This window comes from Rhodovulum strictum, assembly GCF_009649175.1.
Classification (GTDB): domain Bacteria; phylum Pseudomonadota; class Alphaproteobacteria; order Rhodobacterales; family Rhodobacteraceae; genus Rhodovulum; species Rhodovulum strictum.
Genome location: NZ_WJPO01000020.1, coordinates 48445 through 72496, shown reverse-complemented (window position 1 = coordinate 72496; position 24052 = coordinate 48445). Strand labels below are relative to the sequence as shown.

At 68.2% G+C, this 24052-nt stretch carries 30 protein-coding genes, 1 tRNA gene, 1 pseudogene and 1 riboswitch; of the genes and pseudogenes, 6 read left to right on the top strand and 26 right to left on the bottom strand.

Annotated elements, in window-relative coordinates:
• The 7 genes and pseudogenes from GH815_RS19040 to GH815_RS12785 form a co-directional block, all read right to left on the bottom strand.
• Positions 1-505, bottom strand: a pseudogene (locus GH815_RS19040) (hypothetical protein); the annotation flags it as partial.
• Complete coding sequence (locus GH815_RS12810) at positions 502-882, bottom strand: ExbD/TolR family protein (RefSeq protein ID WP_153749172.1); 381 nt, start codon at positions 880-882, stop codon at positions 502-504. The gene GH815_RS12810 and the pseudogene GH815_RS19040, both read right to left, overlap by 4 nt.
• Before the next feature lie 5 nt (positions 883-887).
• The gene (locus tag GH815_RS12805; RefSeq protein ID WP_153749171.1) at positions 888-1268 is read right to left on the bottom strand and encodes an ExbD/TolR family protein; all 381 of its coding nucleotides are present in this window, start codon (positions 1266-1268) and stop codon (positions 888-890) included.
• Complete coding sequence (locus tag GH815_RS12800) at positions 1268-1888, bottom strand: MotA/TolQ/ExbB proton channel family protein (protein ID WP_246176417.1); 621 nt, start codon at positions 1886-1888, stop codon at positions 1268-1270. The genes GH815_RS12805 and GH815_RS12800 overlap by 1 nt, the downstream gene beginning before the upstream one ends.
• Before the next feature lie 73 nt (positions 1889-1961).
• On the bottom strand, positions 1962-2720 hold the full coding sequence (locus GH815_RS12795; protein WP_153749169.1) for an ABC transporter ATP-binding protein: 759 nt from the start codon (positions 2718-2720) through the stop codon (positions 1962-1964).
• Complete coding sequence (locus GH815_RS12790) at positions 2717-3709, bottom strand: FecCD family ABC transporter permease (RefSeq protein WP_153749168.1); 993 nt, start codon at positions 3707-3709, stop codon at positions 2717-2719. The genes GH815_RS12795 and GH815_RS12790 overlap by 4 nt, the downstream gene beginning before the upstream one ends.
• Positions 3710-3880: 171 nt before the next feature.
• Positions 3881-4086: riboswitch (cobalamin riboswitch) on the bottom strand.
• A gap of 40 nt (positions 4087-4126) precedes the next feature.
• Complete coding sequence (locus GH815_RS12785) at positions 4127-5149, bottom strand: ribose-phosphate pyrophosphokinase (RefSeq protein ID WP_153749167.1); 1023 nt, start codon at positions 5147-5149, stop codon at positions 4127-4129.
• A 105-nt stretch (positions 5150-5254) separates the two neighbouring features.
• Here GH815_RS12785 and GH815_RS12780 point away from each other — a divergent pair, with 105 nt between their 5' ends.
• Complete coding sequence (locus GH815_RS12780) at positions 5255-5854, top strand: 2-hydroxychromene-2-carboxylate isomerase (protein WP_153749166.1); 600 nt, start codon at positions 5255-5257, stop codon at positions 5852-5854.
• Here the strand turns inward: GH815_RS12780 and GH815_RS12775 are convergent.
• The 3 genes from GH815_RS12775 to GH815_RS12765 form a co-directional block, all read right to left on the bottom strand.
• Entirely contained in the window at positions 5851-6699 is an 849-nt protein-coding gene (locus GH815_RS12775; protein WP_343030855.1) for a lysophospholipid acyltransferase family protein, read from the bottom strand. The genes GH815_RS12780 and GH815_RS12775 overlap by 4 nt on opposite strands.
• The gene (locus GH815_RS12770) at positions 6696-7472 is read right to left on the bottom strand and encodes a GNAT family N-acetyltransferase (RefSeq protein WP_153749165.1); all 777 of its coding nucleotides are present in this window, start codon (positions 7470-7472) and stop codon (positions 6696-6698) included. Before GH815_RS12770 ends, GH815_RS12775 begins: the two co-directional genes overlap by 4 nt.
• 158 nt (positions 7473-7630) lie before the next feature.
• On the bottom strand, positions 7631-7813 hold the full coding sequence (locus GH815_RS12765) for a DUF3553 domain-containing protein (protein ID WP_153749164.1): 183 nt from the start codon (positions 7811-7813) through the stop codon (positions 7631-7633).
• A 41-nt stretch (positions 7814-7854) separates the two neighbouring features.
• Between GH815_RS12765 and GH815_RS12760 the strand changes: the two genes are divergently transcribed.
• Entirely contained in the window at positions 7855-8448 is a 594-nt protein-coding gene (locus tag GH815_RS12760) for a histidine phosphotransferase family protein (RefSeq protein WP_153749163.1), read from the top strand.
• Positions 8449-8506: 58 nt separating this feature from the next.
• Here the strand turns inward: GH815_RS12760 and GH815_RS12755 are convergent, their stop codons facing one another.
• The 8 genes from GH815_RS12755 to GH815_RS12720 form a co-directional block, all read right to left on the bottom strand.
• Complete coding sequence (locus tag GH815_RS12755) at positions 8507-9772, bottom strand: glutamate-5-semialdehyde dehydrogenase (RefSeq protein ID WP_153749162.1); 1266 nt, start codon at positions 9770-9772, stop codon at positions 8507-8509.
• Entirely contained in the window at positions 9769-10875 is a 1107-nt protein-coding gene (gene proB / locus GH815_RS12750) for a glutamate 5-kinase (RefSeq protein ID WP_153749161.1), read from the bottom strand. The genes GH815_RS12755 and proB overlap by 4 nt, the downstream gene beginning before the upstream one ends.
• Positions 10863-11900, bottom strand: a complete 1038-nt coding sequence (gene obgE / locus GH815_RS12745) for a GTPase ObgE (protein ID WP_153749160.1) — start codon at positions 11898-11900, stop codon at positions 10863-10865. Before obgE ends, proB begins: the two co-directional genes overlap by 13 nt.
• Positions 11897-12436 (bottom strand): GNAT family N-acetyltransferase, encoded by a 540-nt coding sequence (locus GH815_RS12740; protein ID WP_153749159.1) that lies wholly within the window; start codon positions 12434-12436, stop codon positions 11897-11899. The genes obgE and GH815_RS12740 overlap by 4 nt, the downstream gene beginning before the upstream one ends.
• A 4-nt stretch (positions 12437-12440) precedes the next feature.
• Positions 12441-12980: a GNAT family N-acetyltransferase gene (locus GH815_RS12735; RefSeq protein ID WP_153749158.1), complete on the bottom strand. Its 540-nt coding sequence runs from the start codon at positions 12978-12980 to the stop codon at positions 12441-12443.
• A 224-nt stretch (positions 12981-13204) separates the two neighbouring features.
• Entirely contained in the window at positions 13205-13474 is a 270-nt protein-coding gene (rpmA, locus tag GH815_RS12730; protein WP_153749157.1) for a 50S ribosomal protein L27, read from the bottom strand.
• 18 nt (positions 13475-13492) lie between these two features.
• On the bottom strand, positions 13493-14089 hold the full coding sequence (locus tag GH815_RS12725; RefSeq protein ID WP_153749156.1) for a 50S ribosomal protein L21: 597 nt from the start codon (positions 14087-14089) through the stop codon (positions 13493-13495).
• Between the two features lie 196 nt (positions 14090-14285).
• Positions 14286-15092 carry a hypothetical protein gene (locus GH815_RS12720; protein ID WP_343030854.1) on the bottom strand — a complete coding sequence of 269 codons (807 nt, stop codon included), beginning with the start codon at positions 15090-15092 and terminating at the stop codon, positions 14286-14288.
• 184 nt (positions 15093-15276) lie between these two features.
• Here GH815_RS12720 and GH815_RS12715 point away from each other — a divergent pair.
• Positions 15277-15366: transfer RNA gene (locus GH815_RS12715), tRNA-Ser, on the top strand.
• 257 nt (positions 15367-15623) lie between these two features.
• Here the strand turns inward: GH815_RS12715 and rpsI are convergent.
• The gene (gene rpsI, locus GH815_RS12710) at positions 15624-16112 is read right to left on the bottom strand and encodes a 30S ribosomal protein S9 (RefSeq protein WP_153749154.1); all 489 of its coding nucleotides are present in this window, start codon (positions 16110-16112) and stop codon (positions 15624-15626) included.
• Complete coding sequence (rplM, locus tag GH815_RS12705; RefSeq protein ID WP_153749153.1) at positions 16112-16576, bottom strand: 50S ribosomal protein L13; 465 nt, start codon at positions 16574-16576, stop codon at positions 16112-16114. The genes rpsI and rplM overlap by 1 nt, the downstream gene beginning before the upstream one ends.
• A gap of 563 nt (positions 16577-17139) precedes the next feature.
• Between rplM and speD the strand changes: the two genes are divergently transcribed.
• Positions 17140-17646 (top strand): adenosylmethionine decarboxylase, encoded by a 507-nt coding sequence (speD, locus tag GH815_RS12700; RefSeq protein WP_153749152.1) that lies wholly within the window; start codon positions 17140-17142, stop codon positions 17644-17646.
• The gene (speE, locus tag GH815_RS12695; RefSeq protein ID WP_153749151.1) at positions 17643-18488 is read left to right on the top strand and encodes a polyamine aminopropyltransferase; all 846 of its coding nucleotides are present in this window, start codon (positions 17643-17645) and stop codon (positions 18486-18488) included. Before speD ends, speE begins: the two co-directional genes overlap by 4 nt.
• Positions 18489-18561: 73 nt before the next feature.
• Here speE and GH815_RS12690 read toward each other — a convergent pair whose 3' ends face one another.
• Positions 18562-18984, bottom strand: a complete 423-nt coding sequence (locus GH815_RS12690; RefSeq protein ID WP_153749150.1) for a PaaI family thioesterase — start codon at positions 18982-18984, stop codon at positions 18562-18564.
• Between the two features lie 59 nt (positions 18985-19043).
• Here GH815_RS12690 and GH815_RS12685 point away from each other — a divergent pair, with 59 nt between their 5' ends.
• Positions 19044-19832, top strand: coding sequence for an enoyl-CoA hydratase (locus tag GH815_RS12685; protein WP_153749149.1), 789 nt, complete (start codon positions 19044-19046; stop codon positions 19830-19832).
• Between the two features lie 66 nt (positions 19833-19898).
• Here GH815_RS12685 and GH815_RS18865 read toward each other — a convergent pair whose 3' ends face one another.
• The 5 genes from GH815_RS18865 to GH815_RS12665 form a co-directional block, all read right to left on the bottom strand.
• Positions 19899-20063 (bottom strand): hypothetical protein, encoded by a 165-nt coding sequence (locus GH815_RS18865; RefSeq protein WP_170290345.1) that lies wholly within the window; start codon positions 20061-20063, stop codon positions 19899-19901.
• Positions 20064-20258: 195 nt separating this feature from the next.
• Positions 20259-20516 carry a hypothetical protein gene (locus GH815_RS12680; protein ID WP_170290344.1) on the bottom strand — a complete coding sequence of 86 codons (258 nt, stop codon included), beginning with the start codon at positions 20514-20516 and terminating at the stop codon, positions 20259-20261.
• A gap of 51 nt (positions 20517-20567) precedes the next feature.
• Entirely contained in the window at positions 20568-22046 is a 1479-nt protein-coding gene (locus GH815_RS12675) for a carboxypeptidase M32 (RefSeq protein WP_153749147.1), read from the bottom strand.
• Positions 22047-22049: 3 nt separating this feature from the next.
• Positions 22050-23198 carry a COX15/CtaA family protein gene (locus tag GH815_RS12670; RefSeq protein WP_153749146.1) on the bottom strand — a complete coding sequence of 383 codons (1149 nt, stop codon included), beginning with the start codon at positions 23196-23198 and terminating at the stop codon, positions 22050-22052.
• Positions 23199-23280: 82 nt separating this feature from the next.
• A complete protein-coding gene (locus tag GH815_RS12665) occupies positions 23281-24018 on the bottom strand; it encodes an RNA methyltransferase (RefSeq protein WP_153749145.1) in 738 nt (245 codons plus the stop codon).
• Positions 24019-24052 lie beyond the last annotated feature (34 nt).

Below are 24052 nucleotides of genomic sequence, written 5' to 3'. Positions count from 1 at the left end.
TACATGCCATGGGCGGCGCCTCGGGCGACGGCGCGTCCAGCGCGGCGGGTCCGCCCGGGCGCAGGGGCCGGTCCTGGGCGGGCGCGGCATGGGCGGGACGGCCCGGCGCGGGCGGGGTGGCAAGCGCGGGCAGATCGGCGAGCGGCAGGGTAATCGCGGGCGGCGGATCCAGCGCGGCGGGAGCGGCATCGGCTGCTGGGGCCTCGGGCAGCGCGGACAGGACCGGTTCGGCGGGGGCCGCGTCGGGGCCGGGGCTGCGCGGCAGGGCGGCGGGCGCCGGGGCACGCGGGTCGTGGGTGGCAATCTGGGCCTCGGGCGGGGCGGCCCATTCCTCGGCCAGGCGCGACAGCGCCGGAGGGGCGGCCGCCAGCGTCACCAGCGCCGCGCCGCCCTCGCCCCCCCCGCCCCCGGCAGCGCCCTGCGGCCCCGAGGCAAAGCCGAAGGCCGCCACGTGCAGCCCCGCGGCCAGCGGCAGGAAGACCGATATCTCCGCCAGCCGTCTCATCGCGGCACCGTTTGCAGGCGCAGCGCGCCATGCCCCTCGGCTGCCAGCCGCGCCGCCAGTCGGGCCAGCGCCACAGCCTCGGCCCCGGCATCGGCGCGGATCACCAGTGGCAGGGCCGGGTCACGGGCGGCAAGCGCAGCAAAGACCGCCTCGCCCCGCGCCGGGCCATAGGCCAGAGCCCCGTCGGCCGAAAGGTAAAGCGTGTCGCCCGCGAGCGGATCCTGCGCCGTGGCGCGGGGCGGCGCGGTCTCGAATGGCTCGGGGGGCGCGATCCGGGCGCTCATCAGGAAGAAGATGAGCAACAGGAAGACCACGTTGATCATCGGCACGATGCTTTCGGCCCTGGGGTGCGGGGTCGGGCTGCGAAAATCGAACATCGCCCCTACTCCACCAGCACCAGACCCGAGAAACCCGCGCCCGCCAGCGCCTCCATCGCATCGACAAGGGCCTGAAGGGCAACCCCGTCGCGCGGGCGGATCAGCACCGGATCGGCGGGGCTGTCGGTCAGCCGGCCCAGTGCCGCCGCCAGCGCGGGCAGGTCCATCGCCACGCCGTTCAGCCGCAGCGCGCCCGGCGCCACCTCGACCAGCCGGGGCGGGCCCTGCCATTCGGCCGGGGCGGCGGTGGCGGGCGTCAGCTCCAGCCCCGAAAGCGGGCCGAACCGGGCGGCGAGCATGAAGAACACCAGCAGCAGAAAGACCACGTCGATCATCGGCGTCAGGCTGGGGCGGCGGATGCGGCGAGGCTGATCGAAGGCGAACATCAGTGCGCCCCCCCGGCCAGGAACAGCCGCGTCGCCAGATCCTCCATATCGGCGCGGGCGCTGTCGGCAATGGCCTCGAACCAGGTGACGGCCATGGCGGCGGGAATCGCCACGGCCATGCCCGCGGCCGTGGTCAGCAGCGCGGCCCAGATGCCCCCGGCCAGATCGGACGGATCGGCCGCGGCGCCCGAGGATTCCAGCACCTGGAACGCCTCGATCATGCCCATGACCGTGCCCAGAAGCCCCAGAAGCGGCGCGATCACCGAGATCAGTTCCAGCGCCCTGATCCCCGCGCGCGCCTCGGCCAGCAGGCGGCGGGCGATGCGGGTGGTCTCCTCGCGCGCCTTGGCCTCGGGCAGGCCCGCGCCCAGCGCCCCGATCGCCGCCCGCACCAGCCGGGCCCGCAGCCCGACCCGGCCTGCGACCGCCGCCGCCGCCTCGTCGCGGGCACCCTGTTGCCAGAGCATGACAGCGCGTTCGGCGCGCTGCCCGGCAAAGGCGCCCAGCAGGGCAAGGCGCCACAGCTTCCACAGGATCAGCGCCAGCGTCGCCACCGAGAGCGCCGCGATGGCCCATATCGCCGGGCCGCCACGGTCGAGTAACAGGGCAATCGCCTCCATCATCGGCCTCCTTCTGCGCCCTGCGGCGCGGGGCTGCGGGCACCGGATCGGATCGCCGGGACCGGGCGGTGGGTCATGTCACCACCTCCACCGGCTGGACGATGGGCCCCTCGGGCGTGTCGGCAAGATAGGCGCGCAGCCCGAAGACGCGGGCAAGCATCGCCTCGTCCAGCACCTCGCGGGGGGGGCCGTCGCCCTCCAGCCGCCCGCGATGCAGCACCAGAAGCCGGGTGCAGAACCTTGCGGCAAGGCCCAGATCGTGCAGCGCGGCGACGACCAGACGCCCCTCGGCGGCAAGCCCCGCGAACAGGCGCATGGTAGTGATCTGATGCGCGGGGTCGAGCCCGGCGATCGGTTCGTCGGCGATCAGCACCGGGGCCTCCTGCGCGACGGCGCGGGCGATCAGCGCGCGCGCCTGTTCGCCACCCGACAGCGCGGTGGCGCGGCGATGCTCGAACCCGGCCAGATCCATCCGGTCCAGCGCGCGGGCAATGGCGGCGCGGTCGGCTTCGCCCATCCGCTGGCCCGGGCGCAGATGCGGCGTGCGACCAAGCCCCACCAGCGTTTCCACGCTGACCGGCCAGGCGACCTCGCGCATCTGAGGCAACCAGGCGGCCGTCCGGGCGCGCTCTGCCGCCGACAGGCGCGCCAGCGACGAGGCGCCCTTGTGACGGATCAGGCCGAGTGCTGCGCGCATCAGCGTCGTCTTGCCCGCCCCGTTCGGCCCGATCAGGCCGACGAATTCGCCGGGGCGCAACTCGGCGGACACATCGTCGACCACCGGACAGGGGCCGCGATAGACGCTCAGATGCGACAGGATCAGCCCGCTCATGCGCCCGCCTCGCGCCGTGTCTTGTAGATCAGGTGGAAGAACAGCGGCGCGCCGATGATCGCGGTCAGAACGCCAAGCTTGAGGTCGCGATCGGGCAGGATCAGCCGCACCGCAAGGTCCGAGGCCAGCAGCAGCGCCGCCCCCCCCAGCGCCGAGGCCAGCAAGAGCCGCCCGGGCCGCGCGCCGACCAGCGGGCGCAAAAGATGCGGCACGATCAGACCGACAAAGCCGATGGCCCCTGCCACCGCCACGCCCGCACCGACCGAGGCCGCGACCCCCAGCACCAGCGCCAGCCGCAGGCGCGAGAGCCGGATGCCCAGCGCCTCGGCCGCGTCCTCGCCCAGCGTCAGCGCGTCAAGCCCGCGGCCCAGCCCCGCGATCAAGAGCCAGCCCAGCAGCGTCAGCGGCAGCGCCAGCCAGACATGGGCAAAGGACCGATCCGCGAGCGAGCCCATCATCCAGAACACGATATCGGCCGCGGCATAGGGGTTGGGCGAAAGGTTCAGCACCAGCGCCGTCAGAGCGCCGGCCAGCGAGGACAGCGCAATGCCCGCCAGGATCAGCGTGAAGGCCCCGCCGCGCGGGCCGGCCAGCACCAGCAGCAGCAGCACCGCAACCAAAGCACCGGCCAGCGCCAGCCCCGGCAGCGCCAGCGCATGCGCCGCCGCCAGCCCGGTCTGAAGCGCGATAACCGCCCCAAGCGCAGCCGAGGCCGAGACGCCGATCAGCCCCGGTTCGGCCAGCGGATTGCGCAGATAGCCCTGCAACGCGGCCCCAGACAGGCCAAGGCTTGCGCCGACCAGAACCGCAAGGATCGCGCGGGGCAGCCGGATCTCGCGCATCACCAGCGCGGCGGCATCGCCCTTGCCCGAGACCAGCGCAACAAGGCTTTCGCCCGGCGCAAGCCCGGCGGGGCCGACCAGCAACGCGACCAGAAACAGCGCCGCGACCAGGGCCGACAGCGCGGCGATCAGCGCGCGGAACCTCATCGCCGCCATCCCGGTCCGCGTCGTGCGGATTCCCAATTTCGTTCGGCACGCATGGCCGCAGTCCCCTCGCCCTGTCGTCATCTGTCCGGACGGGCGCGGAGGCCGGCCGCAGACGGTGCATTGCATCACCTCTGCGGTCTGGCCGCCGCCGGGTCGCGCCCCGCGCCCGGACAGGGTGAACATGCTTCGGCAGGTCTCCTGGCTTGCGGGTCTTCGCTTGGCTGGCCTTCCCGGGGCATTGCGCCCAGTGGCACCTGTCAGCCGCGCTCTCCGCCTACAGTTGCGGGGGCAGCCGCGGAATTGCCCGTTGCCGGGCGCACCGCGTTCCCTTTTCATCCGCCCCGTGCGGGGGCGGAACCGAAGTGGGACATGCCTAGCCTATTGGCGGGAAATGTCAAAGGGGCACTTGCGCCCTGCCTAGATGGCGCGCGAGTAGAGCCCTTCGTAAATCGGCGACAAAGTCTCGTGCTCGAACAGCGACGAAACGGACGTGCCCTGCCAGATATTCATGATCGCCTGCGCGAACAGCGGCGCGGTCGGCACGATGCGGATGTTGTGGGCGGCCCTGACCGGCTCGGTCGGCTGGATCGAATCCGTCACCACCAGCGTTTTCAGCCGCGATCCGGTGATGCGTTCCACCGCAGGCCCCGAGAAGACGCCATGGCTGATATAGGCATGCACCTCGGCGGCCCCGGCCTCCAGCAGCTTGTCGGCCGCCTTGACCAGCGTTCCGGCGGTGTCGCACAGATCGTCCACGATGAAGCAAGTCTGCCCCTCGACCTCGCCGATCACGGTCATCTCGGCCACCTCGCCGGGGCGCGAGCGGCGCTTGTCGACGATGGCCAGCCCCGCCCCGATCCGCTGCGCCAGTTCGCGCGCGCGCGCCACGCCGCCGACATCGGGCGAGACCACCGTGATCTTGTCGCCGATGCCATTGAAATGATGCGCGATATCCAGCGCGAAGATCGGCGAGGAATAGAGGTTGTCCACGGGGATGTCGAAGAAGCCCTGGATCTGCGCGGCGTGCAGGTCCATCGTCAGGATGCGCTCGATCCCGGCCTCGGTCAGCAGGTTGGCGACCAGCTTGGCGCTGATCGGGGTGCGCGCCTTGGTGCGGCGATCCTGGCGGGCATAGCCGAAATAGGGGATGACGGCGGTGATGCGGGCGGCCGAAGACCGGCGCAGCGCATCGGCCATGATCATCAGTTCCATCAGGTTATCATTCGCCGGGTTCGAGGTCGGCTGGATGATGAACATGTCCTCGCCGCGGACATTCTCATAGACCTCGACAAAGATTTCCTGATCGTTGAACCGCTCGACCCGGGCATCGACAAGGTTGACGTTCACCCCCCGATGCATCGACATCCGCCGGGCGATGGCGGAGGCAAGCGGACGGTTGGCATTGCCCGAAATCAGTTTCGGTTCGTGGATGGTATGCATCGGGAGAGTCCTCGGGGGCAGCGGATTCGCGACGGTCGCGTGACGTTGACAGCGCTTATCACCCGGTTACGGTCTTGAAAACCTAGTGAGGGAGACAGGTGCGCGATGGCCCATATCGACTATTTCTTCACGGCGATCTCGCCTTACTGCTATCTCGCGGGCCAGCGGCTGGAGGAGATCGCCGCGCGCCACGGCGCCACGATCGCCTACAAGCCCTTGGACATGATGGCGCTTTTCGCCCGAACTGGCGGCGTGGCGCTGGCCGACCGGCCGGAATGCCGCCGCGCCTACCGGTTGCAGGAGCTTCGCCGCCAGGCAGCGAAACGCGGGCTGCCGATCACGCTGAAGCCCGCGCATTTCCCGACGAACCCTGCGCCCGCGGCCTATGCGATCATCGCGGCGCAGGCGGCGGGCGGCGGGGATACCGGGGCGCTGGTGCATGGGCTTCTGCGCGCCTGCTGGGCCGAGGAACGGGACGTGGCCGAGGATGCGGTGATCCGCGATTGCCTGACCGCGGCAGGGTTCGATCCGGGGCTGGCAGATCGCGGGCTGCTGGCCGGGGCCGAGACCTATGCCGCGAACCTGGAAGAAGCCACCGCCCGCGGCGTCTTTGGCGCCCCGTTCTACATCACCGACAGGGATGAACGGTTCTGGGGCCAGGACCGGCTGGAGGATCTGGACCTGCACCTTGCGGGCCGGCTTTAGCCTGCCGCGCTGGCCCCGCCCTGCCCTGACCCGCCCGGCATGGCACTGCGCACCGCCTCCTCGCAGGCCCGGGCCAATGCCTTGCGGTCGGGGTAATCGGCCACCCGCAGCGGCGCGTGATAGACCAGTTCGACCCGGCCCTGCGGACGCGCGGCCAGCACGGCCAGAAGATGCGCGCCGAACCCCATGTCGGCCCACCAGCCATAAAAGGCCGGGTGCTGGCCCGGCGGCGCGGTATAGATCACGCTGACCGGCTGGATATGCAGGATGTCCCGCAGCTCTGGCGTGAAGAACGCCGCGAAAAGCGTTGTCTTGAAAGGCAGAACCCGCAGCCCGTCGGTCGAGGTGCCCTCGGGGAAGAACAGAAGCTTGTGGTTCGCCTTCAGCCGGTCCTCGAACAGGGTGCTATGCGCCTTTGCCTCGCGCCGGTCGCGATTGATGAAGACCGTCCCCGTCGCCCGCGCCAGCCAGCCGATACCGGGCCAGCCTGCCACCTCGGATTTCGAGACGAAATAGATCCGCTTCTTCGCGTTCAGCGCAAAGATATCCAGCCAGGACGCATGGTTGGCCACCACCGCGCCACGTTCGCGCATCTGCCGGCCGCGCACCGAATGGCGCATCCCCAGGATGACAAAGGCCATCCGGCAGACGAATTGCGTGATGAAGGGCGTGACGGGCCGGTGCCAGCCGAAAAGCGGGCGTTCGACCAGCCGCACCAGCAGCAGCAGGCCAAGGCAGCCGAAGGTCACGACCCCCAGCGCCGTGCCGCGCCAGACCACCCGCAGCCAGCCCGCCAGCGGGATCGGCGGCGAGGGCGGCGGTTCGGCCCCGCGCCAGGTGCTCACCCCCGCCCCCGCACATAGCGCGCGCTGCTTTTGGCGTTCATCTGCGCTGTATCCATCACCAGGCAGACATCAATCGTGTTGAATGCCCGGTCGACAAAGGCGCCCTCGCCCACGAATCCGCCAAGCCGCAGATAGGCCTTGATCAGCGCGGGCATCGCCAGCATCGCGCGCTTGCGGTCGATCGCGACCTCGGCCAGCAGGTCCATCCGCTGGAAATGCCCCTCGACCGCGCGCACGCGCAGCGGTTCGGGCGCAAGGAAACGATGATGCAGCAGCGACAGCGGCTCGGCCAATGCCTCGACATCGGTGCCGTGGAAACTGGCCACCCCGAACAGCACCTCGACCCCGCGTTCCAGCACATAATCGGCCAGCCCGTTCCACAGGTGATAAAGTGCCGTGCCGCCACGATAATCGGCATGCACGCAGGACCGCCCCAGTTCCAGCAACCGCCGCCCGCTGTCCTTGAGCCGGGTCAGGTCGTACTCGTCCTCGGTATAGAACCGCCCCAGCTCCGCCGCCCGTTCCGAGGTCAACAGCCGGTAGACGCCCACCACATGATCCAGCGCCGCTGCGTCGCGGCGCGTGTCGATCAGAATCAGGTGATCGTAATGCGGATCGAACGCGTCCCGTTCCAGCCGGTTCTGGTGATCGACCAGCGGCCCGTCACCGCCCAGTTCCGCCACGAACACCTCGTAGCGCAGGCGCTGGGCGGCGCGCAGATCGGCCTCGGTCTGGGCAAGGCGCAGCTCGAAATGGTCCTCGGGCGGTTGCATCGGCGCGGGCTCCGGCGGCCCCGGCGGGGCGGTCTGGGCGCGTTCTAGGGGGCCGGGCGCCAAAGCGCAACTGCGCGTGCCGCCGCGCATCCGCCTGTTCGCCAGATCCCCGTTAAGGCCGCGTTAACCATCTTCGGTCAGCCTGCCCGCACAAGCTGTTAGGAATCGTAAACAGGCATGAGCTCGATCCGCGCCCCGTCAATCACCACCTTGCCCGCCTCGCGGAAATTGACCGCGATCCGCGCGCCGATCACCGACTGGACCTGCCCGGTGCCCCAGTCTGGCTGGCCGGGATGGCGCACCAGCATGCCGGGTTCGAGAATGGAATTCATTGGCTTCATCGGCTCTCTCCCTGCCGGTCGCCGCACAAAGGATTGACACAATGACTGATCTGACCGCGCTTGTCGGCTCGCGCATCTGCCACGATCTTATCAGCCCGATCGGCGCGATCGGCAACGGAATGGAACTTCTGGCGATGGCGCCGGGCCTGTCGGGGCGCGAGGAGTTCGCGCTGATCACAGACAGCGTGGCCCGCGCGAACGGGCGCATCCGGCTGTTCCGCCTGGCCTTTGGCGCGGCCGGGGACGGGGTCCAGATCGCGGGCGGCGAAATCGCCGGGATCCTGGCCGAGTATTATGGCGGCAGCCGGATCGAGATTGCCGCCGAACCGCCCGCCGCGTTGCCGCGCGCGCTGGCCAAGGTGGTGCTGCTGGCGGTGCTCTGCGCCGAGACCGCGCTGTTGCGCGGCGGCAGGATCGCGATCAGCGGCTCGGGCGAGGATGTGGTGCTGGCGGCCGAAGGTCCGCGGCTGAACCTCGATCCCCGGCTCTGGGTGCCGATCTCGGAGAACCGCGTGCCGGAGGGCGAAATCGCCGCTTCCGAGGTGCAATTCGCGCTGTTGCCCAGGGCGGCCCTTGCCGCGCGCCGTACGCTGTCGCTGTCGCGGAACGAAACCCGGTTCGACCTCGCCTTCTGACGGGCGCGGCTTCGTCCGCTCGCCGATCTGGCCGCCAGGAACGGCGCACGCGCCCCGCTCAGGCGCGCGTCGTGCCATCGCCCTCGACCAGATACTTGAAGCTTGTCAATTGCTCGGCCCCCACCGGCCCGCGGGCATGCAGCTTGCCGGTGGCAATCCCGATCTCGGCGCCCATCCCGAACTCGCCCCCATCGGCGAACTGGGTCGAGGCGTTGCGCATCAGGATCGCGCTGTCCAGCCGCTCGAAGAAGCGCGCGGCGGCGGCGTCATCCTCGGTCAGGATCGCATCCGTATGCCCCGAGCCATAGGTCCGCACATGCACGATGGCCGCGTCGACATCCTCGACCACGCGGGCGGCGATATCCATGTCCAGATATTCGCGCCCCCAATCCTCGGCGGTGGCTTGCATCGTGCAGGGCAGCTTCGCCAGCACCTCGTCGGCATGCACCCGCACGCCCGCGGCGACCAGCGCCGCCACCAGTTCCGCCCCCAGCCCGTCGGCAATGTCGCGATGGATCAGCAGACATTCCGCCGCCCCGCAGATGCCCGTGCGCCGTGTCTTGGCGTTCAGCACCACGCGCAACGCCTTGGCGGGGTCGGCAGCGCGGTCGACATAGATATGCACGATCCCTTCAAGATGGGCAAAGACCGGCACGCGCGCCTCGCGCTGGACAAGGCCGACCAGCCCCTTGCCGCCACGCGGCACGATCACGTCGATCACCCCGGTCATCGCCAGCATCTCGGAAACCGCCGCGCGGTCACGGGTCGGCACGCGCTGGATCGCGTCTTCGGGCAGGCCCGCGGCGCGCAGGCCGTCCACCAGACAGGCATGCAGCGCGCCCGAGGAATGGAAACTCTCGGACCCGCCGCGCAGGATCACCGCATTCCCGGCCTTCAGGCACAGCGCCCCCGCATCCGCCGTCACGTTCGGCCGGCTTTCATAGATCACCCCGATCACGCCCAGCGGCGTGCGCACCCGGCGGATATGCAGCCCCGTGGGCATGTCCCATTCCGCCATCACCTGCCCGACCGGATCGGGCTGGGCCGCGACCGCGCGCAACCCCGCGACGATGCCCGCGATGCGGGCCTCATCAAGCTTCAGCCGGTCCAGCATCGCCGGGCTCAGCCCCTTGTCGCAGCCGAACGCCATGTCCTGTTCGTTGGCGGCCAGGATCTCGGCCTCGCGCGCCGCCACGGCATCCGCCGCCGCCATCAGGGCGCGTGCCTTGGCGACCGGATCGGCAAAGGCTAGCTCTGCGGCCGCGGCACGGGCGCGTGCGCCAAGCTCGGCCATCATCGCGGGAATGTCGGTCTCGTACTTCATGTCGCCATGTCGTCCCTGTGGATCAGCGCCGAGCGGCCGGGATAGCCCAGAATGGCCTCGATGTCACCCGAACGGCAGCCGCGGATCAACCGCGCCTCGGCCGAGGTGTAGCGGGTCAGCCCGGTGCCCAGCCCCTGCCCCTCGGGGCCGAGGATCGCCACCGGATCGCCCCGCCCGAAATCGCCCGTGACCGCCGCCACCCCCGCGGGCAGCAGCGACTTGCCCCCGCGCAGCGCGGCCACGGCGCCCGCATCGACCGTGATCGTCCCCCGCGGCTTCATCGCCGCGATCCAGCTCTTGCGCGCGGCCTGCGGATCGCCCTTGGGCCGGAACCAGGTCGAGGCCGCGCCCTCCTCCAGCGCCTTGAGCGGGCGCAGCACCGCGCCCTGCGTGATCGCCAGCGCGCAGCCCGCGCCGGTGGCGGTCTTGGCGGCCATCAGCTTGGTCTTCATGCCGCCCTTGGACAGGCCCGAGGCCGCATCGCCCGCCATCGCCTCGATCTCGGGGGTGATCTCCTCGATCAGGTCGAAACGGTGGGCACCGGGATCCTGCACCGGGTTCGCGGTATAGAACCCGTCCACATCGGACAGCAGCACCGCCACATCGGCCCCCACCGTCACCGCGACCTGTGCGGCCAGCCGGTCGTTGTCGCCATAGCGGATCTCGTCGGTGGCGATGGTGTCGTTCTCGTTCACGATGGGCACGACGCCATAGCCCAGCAGCGTTTCCATCGTCGCGCGCGAGTTCAGATAGCGGCGGCGGTCGGCGCTATCCTCCAGCGTGACCAGAACCTGCCCGGTGGTGATCCCGTGCGGCGCCAGCACTTCCTCATAGGCACGCGCCAGCCGGATCTGGCCGACCGAGGCCGCCGCCTGCGACTGTTCCAGCGCCAGCGTGCCCAGCCCCAGCCCCAGCACGCCGCGCCCCAGCGCGATGGACCCGGACGAGACCAGGATCACATCCGCGCCGCGGGCCTTGAGCATGGCCACATCCTCGGCCAGCGCGCGCAGCCAGTCGGCGCGCAAGGCACCGCTTTCGCGATCGACCAGCAGCGCCGAGCCGATCTTGACGACGATCCGTTTCGCACCGCTCAGGGACGCCATGTCTCGTCCTCGTCCCCGCCCGCATGATGGCGCAGCCGGTCCTCGTCGATCTCGGCCTTGAGCGCGCGCAGAACATCGGCGATCCCCTCGCGCGAGACGCCCGACATCGCCAGCACCGGTCGGTCGATCTCGGCCTCCAGCGCGGCGATCTTTTCGGCGCGTTCGTCCTCGTCCAGCGCGTCGATCTTGTTCAGCGCGGTGATGCGCGGCTTGTCGGCCAGATGCCCGCCATAGGCCTCAAGCTCGTTGATGATCGTGCGGTAATCGGCCACCACATCCTCGGACGTGCCGTCGATCAGGTGCAAAAGCACGGCGCAGCGTTCGACATGGCCCAGAAAGCGGTCGCCGATGCCGCGGCCTTCATGCGCGCCCTCGATCAGGCCGGGAATATCGGCGATCACGAATTCCACCCCGTCGATGCCGACAACCCCCAGATTGGGATGCAGCGTGGTGAAAGGGTAATCCGCGATCTTGGGCCGGGCGTTCGATGTGGCGGCCAGAAAGGTGGACTTGCCCGCGTTCGGCATGCCCAGAAGCCCGGCATCCGCGATCAGCTTCAGCCGCAGCCAGATCGTCCGCTCCACCCCCTCCTGGCCCGGATTGGCATGGCGCGGCGCCTGGTTGGTGGCGGTCTTGAAATGCAGGTTCCCCCAGCCGCCATTGCCGCCCCTGGCCAGCAGCACACGCTGGCCCAGTTCGGTCATGTCCGCGATCAGCGTTTCCTCGTCCTCCTCCAGGATCTCGGTGCCCACGGGCACGCGCAGCACGATGTCATCGCCCGAAACGCCGGTCTTCTGCCGGCCCATTCCGGGGCGGCCATTGCCGGCAAAGAAATGCTGCTGATAGCGAAAGTCGATGAGCGTGTTCAGCCCGTCGACCGCCTCGACCCAGACATCGCCGCCGCGCCCGCCATCGCCGCCATCGGGGCCGCCATATTCGACGAATTTCTCGCGCCGGAAACTGGCGCAGCCATTCCCGCCGCTGCCCGACCGGATATGGACCCTGGCAAGGTCAAGAAATTTCATGGGACGGCCTCGAAGCTGGTGCGGAACAGGCGATAATGGATATTCGGCGCAGGCTCAAGCCGCGCCAGCGACTGCCCCATCCCGGCGCCGATCTGCCGGAAGCCCAGCTTATGCAGCACCCGGGCCGAGGCGGGGTTGTCGGCGAAGTGATCGGCCGTGACCACGTCAAGCCCCGGCAGGCGCATGAAACAGGCGGCCAGAAAGGCGCGCATCGCCTCGGTGGCCAGCCCCCTGCCCCATTGCGCGGGGTCAAGGAAGTAGAACAACCCCGGCGGCGCCCCCCAAAGTCCGCACGCCCCGATCAGCGGACCATCCGTCAGCGCGATGCCCAGACGAAACCCGACCTCGCCCCGGAACCGCCCCCGGGCGATCCACAGCGCGCGCTCGGCCTCGGGCCAGGGCACGGGGATCGTGCCCATCATCGGCGCCACGCGCGGATCGGTAGCGATACGCCCCAGCGCAGGCGCATCCGCCGCCGACAGGGGCCGGATCGACAGGCGCGGCGTCAGGAGGGTGAAACCGGACGCCGCGCCCATCGGCCTAGTCTAGACGCTTCAGATAGGTCCAGGTGGCCACCTTGGCCCCACGCGCCACCGAGAACGCCTCGGCATCGCCGATATATTCGAACCCGGCATTGGTCAGCACCCGTGCCGAGCCGGGATTGTCCTGAAACACCTCGGCAAAGATCGTGCGGCAGCCCTGCGGATTGGCATCGAGCAGCGCATGCACCGCCTCGGACGCGATACCGGTATTCCAGAAGGCAGGCGCCACCCAATAGCCGATCTGCGACTGGTCACGCTCCATCCGGTCAAGTCCGATCACGCCCAGCACCTCGGACAGCCCGTGATCGGCGCCGTCCATCACCCAGACATCCTCGCTGCGGTCGGGATTCTGGGCGCGCTGGATGAACGCCTCGGTCGCGCCGGGCGGCAGGGGATGCGGGATCGTGCGGGTAAAGCGCGCCACGCGCTCGTCGCCGGAATAAAGCCGTAACAGACCGGCATCGGACCGGCGCACCGGGCGCAGCACGAAGCGGCTGGCCTCGATCACGGATTGGCTGGAAACGATGTCCAGTTTCATGCTTCTCCTCCTCACCCCCTGAACGGTCAGATGGCAATGACGCGCATCATCCGCAAGGCGGCGCGGCCTGCCCCTGCTGCCCGCCGCCGCGCTTGGCCATGCCGAAACCGACCGCAACGATCCTGCCCGACCCGAAACTGACCCGCCCGGACCCGGCGCATGTAAAACGGGGGACCGGCCCCTGCCGATCCCCCGCCTGTGTCAACGCCTCGCGTGGTGTCGGCTTACTCTGCGGCCGCGCTTGCGGGCAGGACGGAAATGAAGGTGCGCCCCTTCAGACCCTTGCGGAAGGTCACTGCGCCTTCGCAGACCGCAAAGATCGTGTGGTCGCGACCCATGCCCACGCCTTCGCCCGGCCAGAACTTGGTGCCGCGCTGGCGCACGATGATGTTGCCGGGGATGACCGCCTGGCCACCGTAGATCTTGACGCCGAGACGTCGGCCAGCCGAGTCGCGCCCGTTGCGCGAGGAGCCGCCTGCTTTCTTGTGTGCCATGTCGTCCTCTCCTCTCGCTTAGCCTTGGGCCAGGGTCTTGGCTTGCTCGACCCAGCCTTCCTTCTCGATCTTGCCCTTGGTGCCCAGCCGCTCTTCCATGGCTGCCACCTGCTCGGGCGTCCAGGCCGCGATCTGGGCATAGCGGGTGATGCCCGCCTCGTGGAATTTCTTTTCCATCGCCGGGCCGACGCCCGACAGTTTCTTCAGGTCGTCGCCATCGGCCACGGCCGGTTTCGCGGCCACAACGCCCGATGCGACAGAGGCAACGCTGCCCGCGCCGATCGCGGCCTTGACGCCGGTCCCTTCGGCGCCCGAGGCGAGGATCTCGGTCACCCGAACCAGCGTCAGGTGCTGGCGATGGCCCTTGGTGCGCTTGGAGCTGTGCTTGCGGCGGCGCTTGACGAAGTGGATGACCTTGTCACCCTTGATCTGGTCGATCACCTGGGCCTGCACCGCGGCACCGGCAACATTGGGCGTGCCGATCGTGTCGCCGACCATCAGGATTTCGTTGAACTGAACCGTGTCGCCGGCATCGGCGGCAAGCTTCTCGACGCGCAGCACGTCGCCCGACTGGACCTTGTACTGCTTGCCACCGGTCTTGAGGACCGCAAACATGGGCCTTTTCCTTCTTTTCAGCCGCGTCCTGTGGCCCCGCCCCGCAGGCGGCGTTACGGCGATAAGCGCCTCGGACAGCGCGCCCCCCTGCGGGGCGTTGTCAACATCAATGGCCCCGAAGCGACGCCCCGGGGCCGGAGACATGCATATCCTCGATTCAGCGCGGCAAGTCAAGGGGCGCGGCGGGCGGCGCGGCTCAGATGTCCTGGCCCGAGATGAAGCTGGCGGCGACCAGCCCCAGTTCGCGCGATATGCGGGTAAAGGAGACATCGAATCCCTGAAACAGCGCCGCGTTCAACGCCCCGCCCGCCGGGGTTTCGGAAAGCGCGACATAGGATTCGAGCACCTCGTCCGACAGTGGCGCATAGGCCATCGTCAGGTAGGAAAGGACCCAGTCCCGCGTCTCCTCGCGGATCTCCTGTTCCTGGCTCCAGACATCGGCCAGCATCTGCTCCTCGGTCATGTCGAAATCGAAGGCGCGACCATCGGCAAGCCCGGCATAGAAGGCATAATTGGCGTTCAACGCACCTGCGACATTCGCCTCGATCAGGTTGTTGACCTCGACGAAGCGCCCGATCAGGTCCAGCCGCGGATCGTCATCGGCCTGCATTTCCTCCAGCCGCTCGCGGCTGGCCGCCTTGACCGCCTCGTCCAGAAGCGCACGCCGCGCCGACAGTTCGAGCGAGACGATCCGCGCCCCATCCGCGGAGGTGAAGAAATCGACCAGCGGCGTCAGATCGGCGCCCGCAAGCGATCCGGCCAGGCTGTCGCGCAATTCGCCGGACATCCGTTCGCCATCATAGATCTGCGTCACCGCCGCAGACCAGCGCGCTCCGCCGCGGCCGGGAAACATCTCGGCCGCAAGCTCGTCGGCATGGCCGATCCCCTCCTCGCGCATGATCGCAAGCAGATCGTCCAGCGCCAGCGCCTCAAGCAGCGCATCAAGCCCCGCGGGGGGGGCTGCCCGCAGGGGCAGCGGCAGGGCAAGCAGAAGAACAAGCACGGGAAGGGCAAGCAGGCGTCGCATCGGTCTATCCGGGGTGGCTGGCTGCCCCTACAGGTAACGCCGAACCGCGCCGAATCCAACTGCCCGCAGCGCGGGATACGCGAAACACCGCCCGGCCAGAAAAACGGTTGCATCGCCCCGAGCTTCGCTCTAGATCACCGCCCACTAGGCCACAGGCTGCGGAGAGGTGCCGGAGTGGTCGATCGGGGCGGTCTCGAAAACCGTTGAGCCTTCACGGGTTCCCAGGGTTCGAATCCCTGTCTCTCCGCCACTGCATCCCGCCAGAGGCGAATCCCCCCTTGCGGGGAGCGCTCAGTACATCCGTCCCGGACCATGCAGGGCTCTTGCGGCCCTCCCCAGACCATTCGCCGCATCCATCCCGGGGCCGGGCTGCGGGGTTTCGCATGGTCCGCGCCGCAGGTCGCGGGCGGCGATCCGCACGAGCCCTGCGACGGGCCACTTGGCGCTTCCGCGCATGAAAAGGGGCCGCGCCCAAGGCGCGACCCCCAATCTGCGATACCGACAGGCTCAGCGCTTCGAGAACTGGAAGCTGCGGCGCGCCTTGCGCTTGCCGAATTTCTTGCGTTCCACCACGCGGCTGTCGCGGGTCAGGAAGCCGGCGGCCTTGAGGGCGCTGCGCAACGCGGGATCGTACAGTTGAAGCGCCTTCGAGATGCCGTGCTTGACGGCGCCCGCCTGGCCCGACAGCCCGCCGCCCTTGACGGTGGCCAGAACGTCGAACTGGTCGACCACACCGGCCACCTGGAACGGTTGGCGCAGGATCATCTGAAGCACCGGACGGGCGAAATAGGCGCTCATGTCCTTGCCGTTGACCGAGACCTTGCCCGAACCCGGGCGGATCCAGACGCGGGCGACCGCGTCCTTGCGCTTGCCCGTGGCATAGGAGCGGCCCAGCTCGTCGCGGACCGGGGCGCGCGGTGCCTCGTCATCGGCCATCACGGCCGCCTGGCCCGAAACGCCCTTCAACTGGTCGAGGGATTTGAGATCTTCGGCCATCACGCGCTCCGGGTGTTTTTCTTGTTCATGGACTTGACGTCCAGCACTTCGGGATTCTGCGCGACATGCGGATGCTCGGCCCCGGCATAGACGCGCAGGTTGGTCATCTGCTGGCGGGACAGACGGTTGCCCGGCAGCATGCGCTTGACCGCGGCGGTCACCACACGCTCGGGATGCGCGCCATCGAGGATCTGCGCCGCGGTGCGGTGCTTGATCCCGCCGGGGTGGCCGGTATGCCAGTAATAGCGCTTGTCCGCGCGCTTGTTGCCGGTCATCTGCACCTTGTCGGCGTTGATGACGATCACGTTGTCGCCCATGTCCATGTGCGGGGTGAAGGTCGGCTTGTGCTTGCCGCGCAAGCGCATGGCGACGATCGAGGCGAGACGGCCGAGAACGACGCCCTCGGCGTCGATCACGATCCATTTCTTCTCGATATCCGCCGGGGTAGCGGTGAAGGTCTTCATTTCTCTTGCCCTATCGGCTGGATGGTCCGGGGGCGGACGCCTGCCCTGCCCCGGTCGGGATGGCGGAGTTCTAAGCATTTGCAGCGCTCAGTCAAGAGCGCATGATCCAGAAAAGTGTCATATAATCAATGTCTTGAAAATTAGGTATCAAGATACCCCACAAAACGGGCCCTCAACCGCCCTCGGCACCGAAACTGCCCGGGACGTGGAGTGCTTGCCAACGCCCCGTTCCGACCGGTCAGCCCCGGGGAAGGAAAGGCCCGGATCGCCAGCCGCATGGATTCGGCCGCCGACAGGGGACCGGACCCCGGCCGATACCCGCCCCCAGGCTGCGGCGGAGTGACCCGCCGGGGCGCATCAGCCCCGCACCGCAAGGCTTTCCGGACCCTGCATTCTGCGCCGCGGCAAAGATTTCATCCCCCCGGCCGCAAAAACCCTTGATCGACTCGCGGATAGGCCTTAGGTGCCCCTCCACACGATCGGAACCGATCCCAACTTCGGACACCCGGGGGGGCGCTAAGGGACCGACTGGATTGTTATCTGCTGGTCAGAAGGGGAGCGCCATGAAAGACGCCAACCTCTTCCAACTGGGGATCGGTCTGGAGACAGGCGCCCATGCGGAAGATACCCGCAGCCAATCGGCTGCACCCGTTACCCGCGACGTGTTCGACGACACACGCGACGATCACTTCATCCGCCGCGACGGGCGGGTCTTTGCCGGTACGCATCTCATCATCGAGGTGGTGAACGGTCACGGGCTCGACGACGAGGCACGCATCCAGCAGGCGTTCCGCGACTGCGTGGACGAATGCGGTGCAACGCTGCTGCATATCCACACCCACAAGTTCAGCCCCCAGGGCGTGAGCGGGGTGGCCGTGCTGGCCGAAAGCCACATATCGGTGCACACTTGGCCCGAGATCGGCTATGGCGCGTTCGACGTGTTCATGTGCGGCGACGCCCAGCCCTGGCGGGCGGTCGACGTGCTGAAACGCGCCTTCGCAACGCAGGATGTGCGCGTCAAGGAATTGCTGCGCGGCGATGGTCTGATCACGGAAACCCAGGCGGCATGACCGACTGGGTCCGCGAGGCGTTGCACCGCGACTACGCGCAATCCCTGCGCGTGGGCGAAGTGCTTTATGACAGCGCCACCGATCACCAGCGGCTGAGGGTGTTCATCAACGGCACCTTCGGCCGCGTCCTGACGCTTGACGACGTGGTGCAGACCACCGAGGGCGACAATTTCATCTATCACGAGATGATGACCCATGTGCCGATCCTGGCGCATGGGGCCGCAAGGCGCGTTCTGATCATCGGCGGCGGCGATGGCGGCATGGCGCGCGAGGTGCTGCGCCACAGATCGGTCGAGCATGTCACCATGGTCGAGATCGACGCGGGCGTGGTCGACTTCTCCAGGACCTACCTGCCGATGCTCAGCCAGGGCGCGTTCGACGATCCGCGCCTGAACCTTGTCATCAACGACGGAGCGGCCTTCATCCGCAACACGGCGGAGAAATTCGACGTGATCGTGGTCGACTCGACCGACCCCGTCGGCCCCGGCGAGGTGCTGTTCACCGACACGTTCTATGGCCATGCGAAACGCGCATTGACCCCGGGCGGCATCCTCGTCACCCAGAACGGCGTACCCTTCATGCAGGGCGCCGAACTGACCAACACGATGCGCGCCTTCAAGGCGCTGTTCGCCGACTGGGGCTGCTACCTCGCCTCGATCCCCACCTATGCCGGCGGGCCGATGGCCTTCGGCTGGGGCACCGATGGCGACGCGCGCCAGACCCCGCTAGACGTTCTGGACCAGCGCTTCGCCGCGGCTGGCATCGAAACGGACTATTACACGCCCGAGGTGCACAAGGCCGCCTTTGCGCTGCCGGCCTATGTCAAGCGGTTGATGCCCTGACATCGGGCCTTCTTCTGGCCGAAAATATCCTCGGGGGGAGTCCGCGTCCGCGGACGGGGGGCAGATGCCCCCCCTACCCCGTCGGCGGGATCGAATAGGTCAGCCCGGCGCGCGCCACCGCACCTTCCATCCCATCGGAAAAGATCAGCGCGTCGCCCACCGCCAGCACGCGGCCCAGCTTCAGAAGCCGCGCTTCGCATATCAGGTCGCGCCCGAAGGCGGGCTTGCGCATGAAGTCGATGGAACAGTTCGTCGTCACCGCCAGCGCCTTTGGCCCGATCATCGCGAGGATCGCCAGATAGATCCCGACATCGGCCAGCGCGAACATCGACGGCCCCGACACCGTGCCGCCCGGCCGCAGATGCCGCTCGGCCACCACCATGCGCACCCGCACGGCCATGGGCGCGACCTCCTCGATCACGAAATCGTCGCGGACCTGCGGAAATTCGCGCGCAAGAAACGCCTCCAGCGCGGCCTTGTCCATCACTGGCACCATGCCCTTTTCCCTTCCCTGTTTGCCGCGTAGTCTGCCGGGCAAACGGGAGGAGAAACAAGATGACCGACATCCTGTTACGCGACGACACGAACGGGATTGCCACGCTGACCCTGAATGCGCCCGAGCGGCTTAACGCGCTGTCGGATGCGATGCTGGCGGCCCTTCAGGCGCAGATCGACGCGCTGGCCCAGGACCGCGAGACGCGGGTGGTGATCCTGAAAGGCAATGGCAAGGCGTTCTGCGCGGGCCATGACCTCAAGGAAATGCAGCAGGGCCGTCAGGCCGAGGATGGCGGACGCGCCTATTTCGCCGATCTCTTTGCCCGCTGCGCCGCGGTGATGACCGGGATCATGCGCCTGCCCCAACCGGTGATCGCCGCGCCGCACGGGATTGCCACCGCCGCGGGCTGCCAGCTTGTCGCCTCCTGCGACATTGCCATCGCGGCCGAGGGCACGCGCTTCGGGGTGAACGGTGTGAATATCGGGCTGTTCTGTTCGACACCCATGGTCGCGCTGACCCGCAACATCCCGCGCAAGCACGCCTTCGAGATGCTGACCACGGGCGAATTCATCGGCACAGACAGGGCGGCCGCGCTGGGGCTCATCAACCGTGCCGTGCCGCAGGACAGTCTGGATCGGGAAGCGGGCGCGCTGGCCAAAACCATCGCGTCCAAGCTGAACCCCGCCGTGCGGATCGGCAAGCGGACATTCTACGAACAGATCGAAATGGGGATTTCCGACGCCTATGCCCATGCGGGCGCCGTGATGGTCGAGAACATGCTCTGGCGCGATACGGACGAGGGAATCAGCGCCTTCCTGGAAAAACGCCCACCGGACTGGCAGGCGTAATCTTGCGGATCGGGGCCGGGCGGGAGCGCGCCCGGCCCTGATCGTTTCATTCGCAAGTCGCCGCGATCACTCGGCAGCGATCCGCATGGCCGACGCCTGCTCCGCAGCAGCTTTTTCAGCCTTGCGGCGGCGGGTCTCGGCGAGCTGCTCTTCGGTCTGACGCATGTTCACGTAGGCAAAGGCAACGACGAAGCCGATGGTGCCGAGGGCGAGGGGGCCGATGATGTCCATTTCCAGTTCCCTTTGTTTGTGTGTGGTTGTGCAAGGGATACGGGGGGTTTGCTGAAGCGGATCACCGCTGGCCGAAAAAATGTGGCAAAAGATCGGCAAGACCCAGCATGGGAAAATTCAGACATCTGAAAACAAAAGGGAAAACGCGGATTGATCCATGCGATCACGGCTGCGTGAACGCCCACGCGGTTCAGATCAGCGCACCAGGATGATGATGATCAGGAAATAGACCAGAAGCCCGATGACACCGGCATTGGCGAACAGCAGGCTCGTGAACAGCAGCGCCAGAAGCACCGCGAGCACGATGAACACCTGTTCATGACGCGGACGGCGCGAGACGCGTTCCTCGATTTCCTCGGGCGAATAGCGCCGGATCACCCCGCCGAGAATGGCAAAGGCGACCCGCCGTGCGCTTTGCCACAGCTCGCCCAAGAGTGTCCCGCGCCGCATCATTCCGCCTTCTACCAGCGCCCCGACATCGTTTCCAGCCCGCTGCCCGGGCACTTACAGATCGTAGAGTGCGCCGAACTTCGCGTCGAGATAATCCATCAATGGTCCCTCATGGGGCGCAAAGCCGCAGGCGCGCTCGATCGTCTCGCCCGGCAGATAGAGCCCCCCATGGCGCTGGAGATGGGCGGCAAGCCACGCGGTCGCCGGTTCGGCATGCCCGCGGGCCAGATCGGCGTCGAGCGAGGGCACCGCCGCTCGCAGCGCGGTATACAGGCACCCGGCATAGACATTGCCCAGCGTGTAGGTCGGGAAATAGCCGAACAGCCCAACCGACCAGTGAACGTCCTGCAAGACCCCGTTCGCGGGCCGGTCGACCGCCAGCCCGAAATCCGCCAGAAACCGCGCGTTCCAGGCCGCTTCCAGATCGGCCACCTCCAGCCGCCCGGCGATCAGGTCGCGCTCCAGATCGAAGCGCAGCATGATGTGCAGGTTGTAATGCACCTCGTCCGCCTCGGTGCGGATGAAACCGGAATGAACCCGGTTGACCGCAGCATAGAAGGCGTCCGGGTCGGGGGCACCCGAATTGCCGAAAAGCTCGGTCATCCGGGCGTGCAGCCAGCCGCAGAACGCGCGGGAACGCCCCAACTGGTTCTCGTAGATCCGGCTCTGGCTTTCATGCACGCCCATCGACACGCCCGCGCCCAGCGGCGTCAGCCGATAGGCCGGGTCGATCCCCTGTTCATAGGCGCCATGGCCCACCTCGTGCAGGGTCGAGTACAGGCAGCCCAGCGGCTCGCCCTCGTCCACCCGCGTCGTGATGCGCACATCCGTCCCCGAGCCGCTGGTGAAGGGATGCACCGAATGATCCAGCCGCCCATGCCGCCAATCATAGCCAAAGCGGGTGGCAACCTCTCGGGCCAGCACCATTTGGCCCTCGGTCGGGAAATGCCCCGACAGCGCGGCGGGGCTGCGACCCGATCCCATGATCCGCTCGCGCAGTTCCACCAGCCGCGGGCGCATCCGGTCAAAGATCGCCGCGATGCCCTGCGCAGTGGCGCCCGGCTCGTAATCGTCCAACAGGGCGTCATAAGGGTCGCCGCCCTCGGCCAGCGCCGCCGCCTCCTCGCGCTTCAGCCGCACGACTTCGGTCAGGATGGGCAGGAAATGCGCGACATCATCGGCCGCCCGCGCCTCGGCCCAGATGCCCTGGGCGCGGCTTGTCACCCGGGCGATCTCGGCCGACAGCCGGTCGGGCAGCTTCGTCGCGCGGGCGAAACTGCGCCGGATGTGGCGCAATTGCGCCCGCCCAGCCTGATCCAGCGCCCCCTCGTCCACCGCCGCCAGCCAGTCGCCGATCCGCAGATCGGTGCGGCGGGCGTGCAGCACCGATTCCAGCGCGCCCATCTCGTCGGCGCGCTGCTGGGCCGCTCCCCTGGGCATCACCGTTTCCTGGTCCCAGCCCAGCCGCCCCATCACCTGCGCCAGCGCCTCGGTCTCGCGCTGGAAGGCCATCAGATCGTCGAACGCGCCCATCCGCTACCCCCGGATCGTCGATTGCTGCACCGGGTATTGCGCCAGGAACCGCGCATGCAGCACCAGTGTCCAGAGCGTGATCGCCCCGATCTGGTGCAGGACCGCAATCGGCCATTGCGAGGCGAACAGGATCGTCCCGATCCCCAGCGTCGCCTGCGTCAGCACCATCAGCGCGACCAGATCGAACGCCCGGCGCGTGCGCCGGTGCACGCTCCTGCGCCCGACATACCAGGTCACGATGCCCAGCACGGCCACCAGATAGCCGTTCATCCGGTGCAGGAACTGCACCAGCCCGTGATTCTCGAAGAAGTTGCGCCAGAGGGGTTCGATATAGAAAGGGTTCGGCGGCAGGAAACCGCCCGCCATCATCGGCCAGTCGGTATAGGCACGCCCCGCATAAAGCCCCGCCACCTGAGACCCCAGCAGGATCTGAAGAAAGACCAGCAGCATCAACGCCGTCGCCATCCCGTAACCCGCCGGATCGCGCACGCGGCGGGCCTGCATCAGATCGGCCTCGGTGCGCGACAGCTTGAAGATGAACCACGCCGTCACCCCGATCAGCGAGAAGCCGAAGCCGATATGCAGCGCCATGCGGTAGGACAGGAAATCGAAGGGCGGCGGCGCGATGCCACCCCCGCCCACCAGCCAGTCGGCCGCACCCAACAGCGCGATCAGCACGCCCAGCCCCAAGAGACGCAGCGTCCAGCCCTTGGGCATCTTGCCCGCGGCCAGAAATCCGACAAAGCCCACCGCCCAGAGAAACAGCGCCGTGGGTGCCAACTGGCGCGAGCCCCAGCCCCACCAGAACGCCAACTGGAACTCGTCGATCCCCAGCCCATGCGCCTCGCCGCGATAGACCGGGCTATCGCGGAAACGGTCGAACGCCGCCAGCCAGTCGCCCGGATCAAGCGGCGGCAGCGCGCCGAAAAGCGGGTTCCAGTTCGGCATCGGCACCAGCATCTCGGTCAGCCGGGCAAAGGCGCCGATCACCAGCATCGCGGCGACGATGAGAAACAGCATCATCAGCCACAGCCGCACCGCGCTGCGCGCGCCCCGGCGGGCCGCGCGGTCGATCGCGCCGGGCTGCACCACGGGCCGCTCGCGCGGGGCCTCGGTGCCGACCTCCTCGAAGATGTTGCGCTTCTTGCTCATGGATGTCCCTTTCGGCGGCACGTCCCTGCCGCGCGTCTGAGGCCTGCGGCGAACAGTAGTTCCGCCAGTGGGTGCCTTCAAGTCAGAGCCCGTCGCCGCGGCCCCGCATCAATTGCCGCAGCATCCCGTGCAGGGTCTGCACATCGGCCCGCGTCAGCAGCATCCGGCTCCACATGTTGCGCAGGTTCAGCTTCATGTTCGCCGCCTTGGTTTCGGGAAAGAAGAATCCCGCCGCCTCCAGCCGTTCCTCGAAATGCTCGGCCAGTTTCTCGACCTCCAGCCCCGTGGCGGGCGCGGCCCCGGCCATCTCCAGCCGTTCGGCCACGATCCCGGGACCCTCGCGGCGCCATTCATAGGCCGTCAGCAACACGCATTGCGCTAGGTTCAGCGAGGCGAATTCGGGGTTCGCGGGCACCTCGACAATCGCATTGGCCCGCGCGATGTCCTCGTTTTCCAGCCCCGCGCGCTCGGGGCCGAACAGCACGGCCACCCGGCGGCCCTGCGCGATCATCCCGCGCGCCTCCGCCATCGCGCGTTCGGGGGTGACGACCGGCTTGGTCAGCCCCCGTGCGCGCGAGGTGGTGGCATAGACATAGTCGCAATCGGCCAGCGCCTCGGCGGTGGTGGCAAAGACGCCCGCATGATCCAGCAGCCGACCCGCCCCCGATGCCAGCGCCACCGCGCGCGGGTTCGGCCAGCCATCGCGCGGGTCCACCATCCGCATGCCCGTCAGCCCGAAATTCCACATCGCCCGCGCCGCCGCGCCGATATTCTCGCCCATCTGCGGGCGGACAAGGACGAAGACGGGTTGATCGGCCATGCGCGGTTCCTGAAGCCAGAGGCGCCCGCCTCTT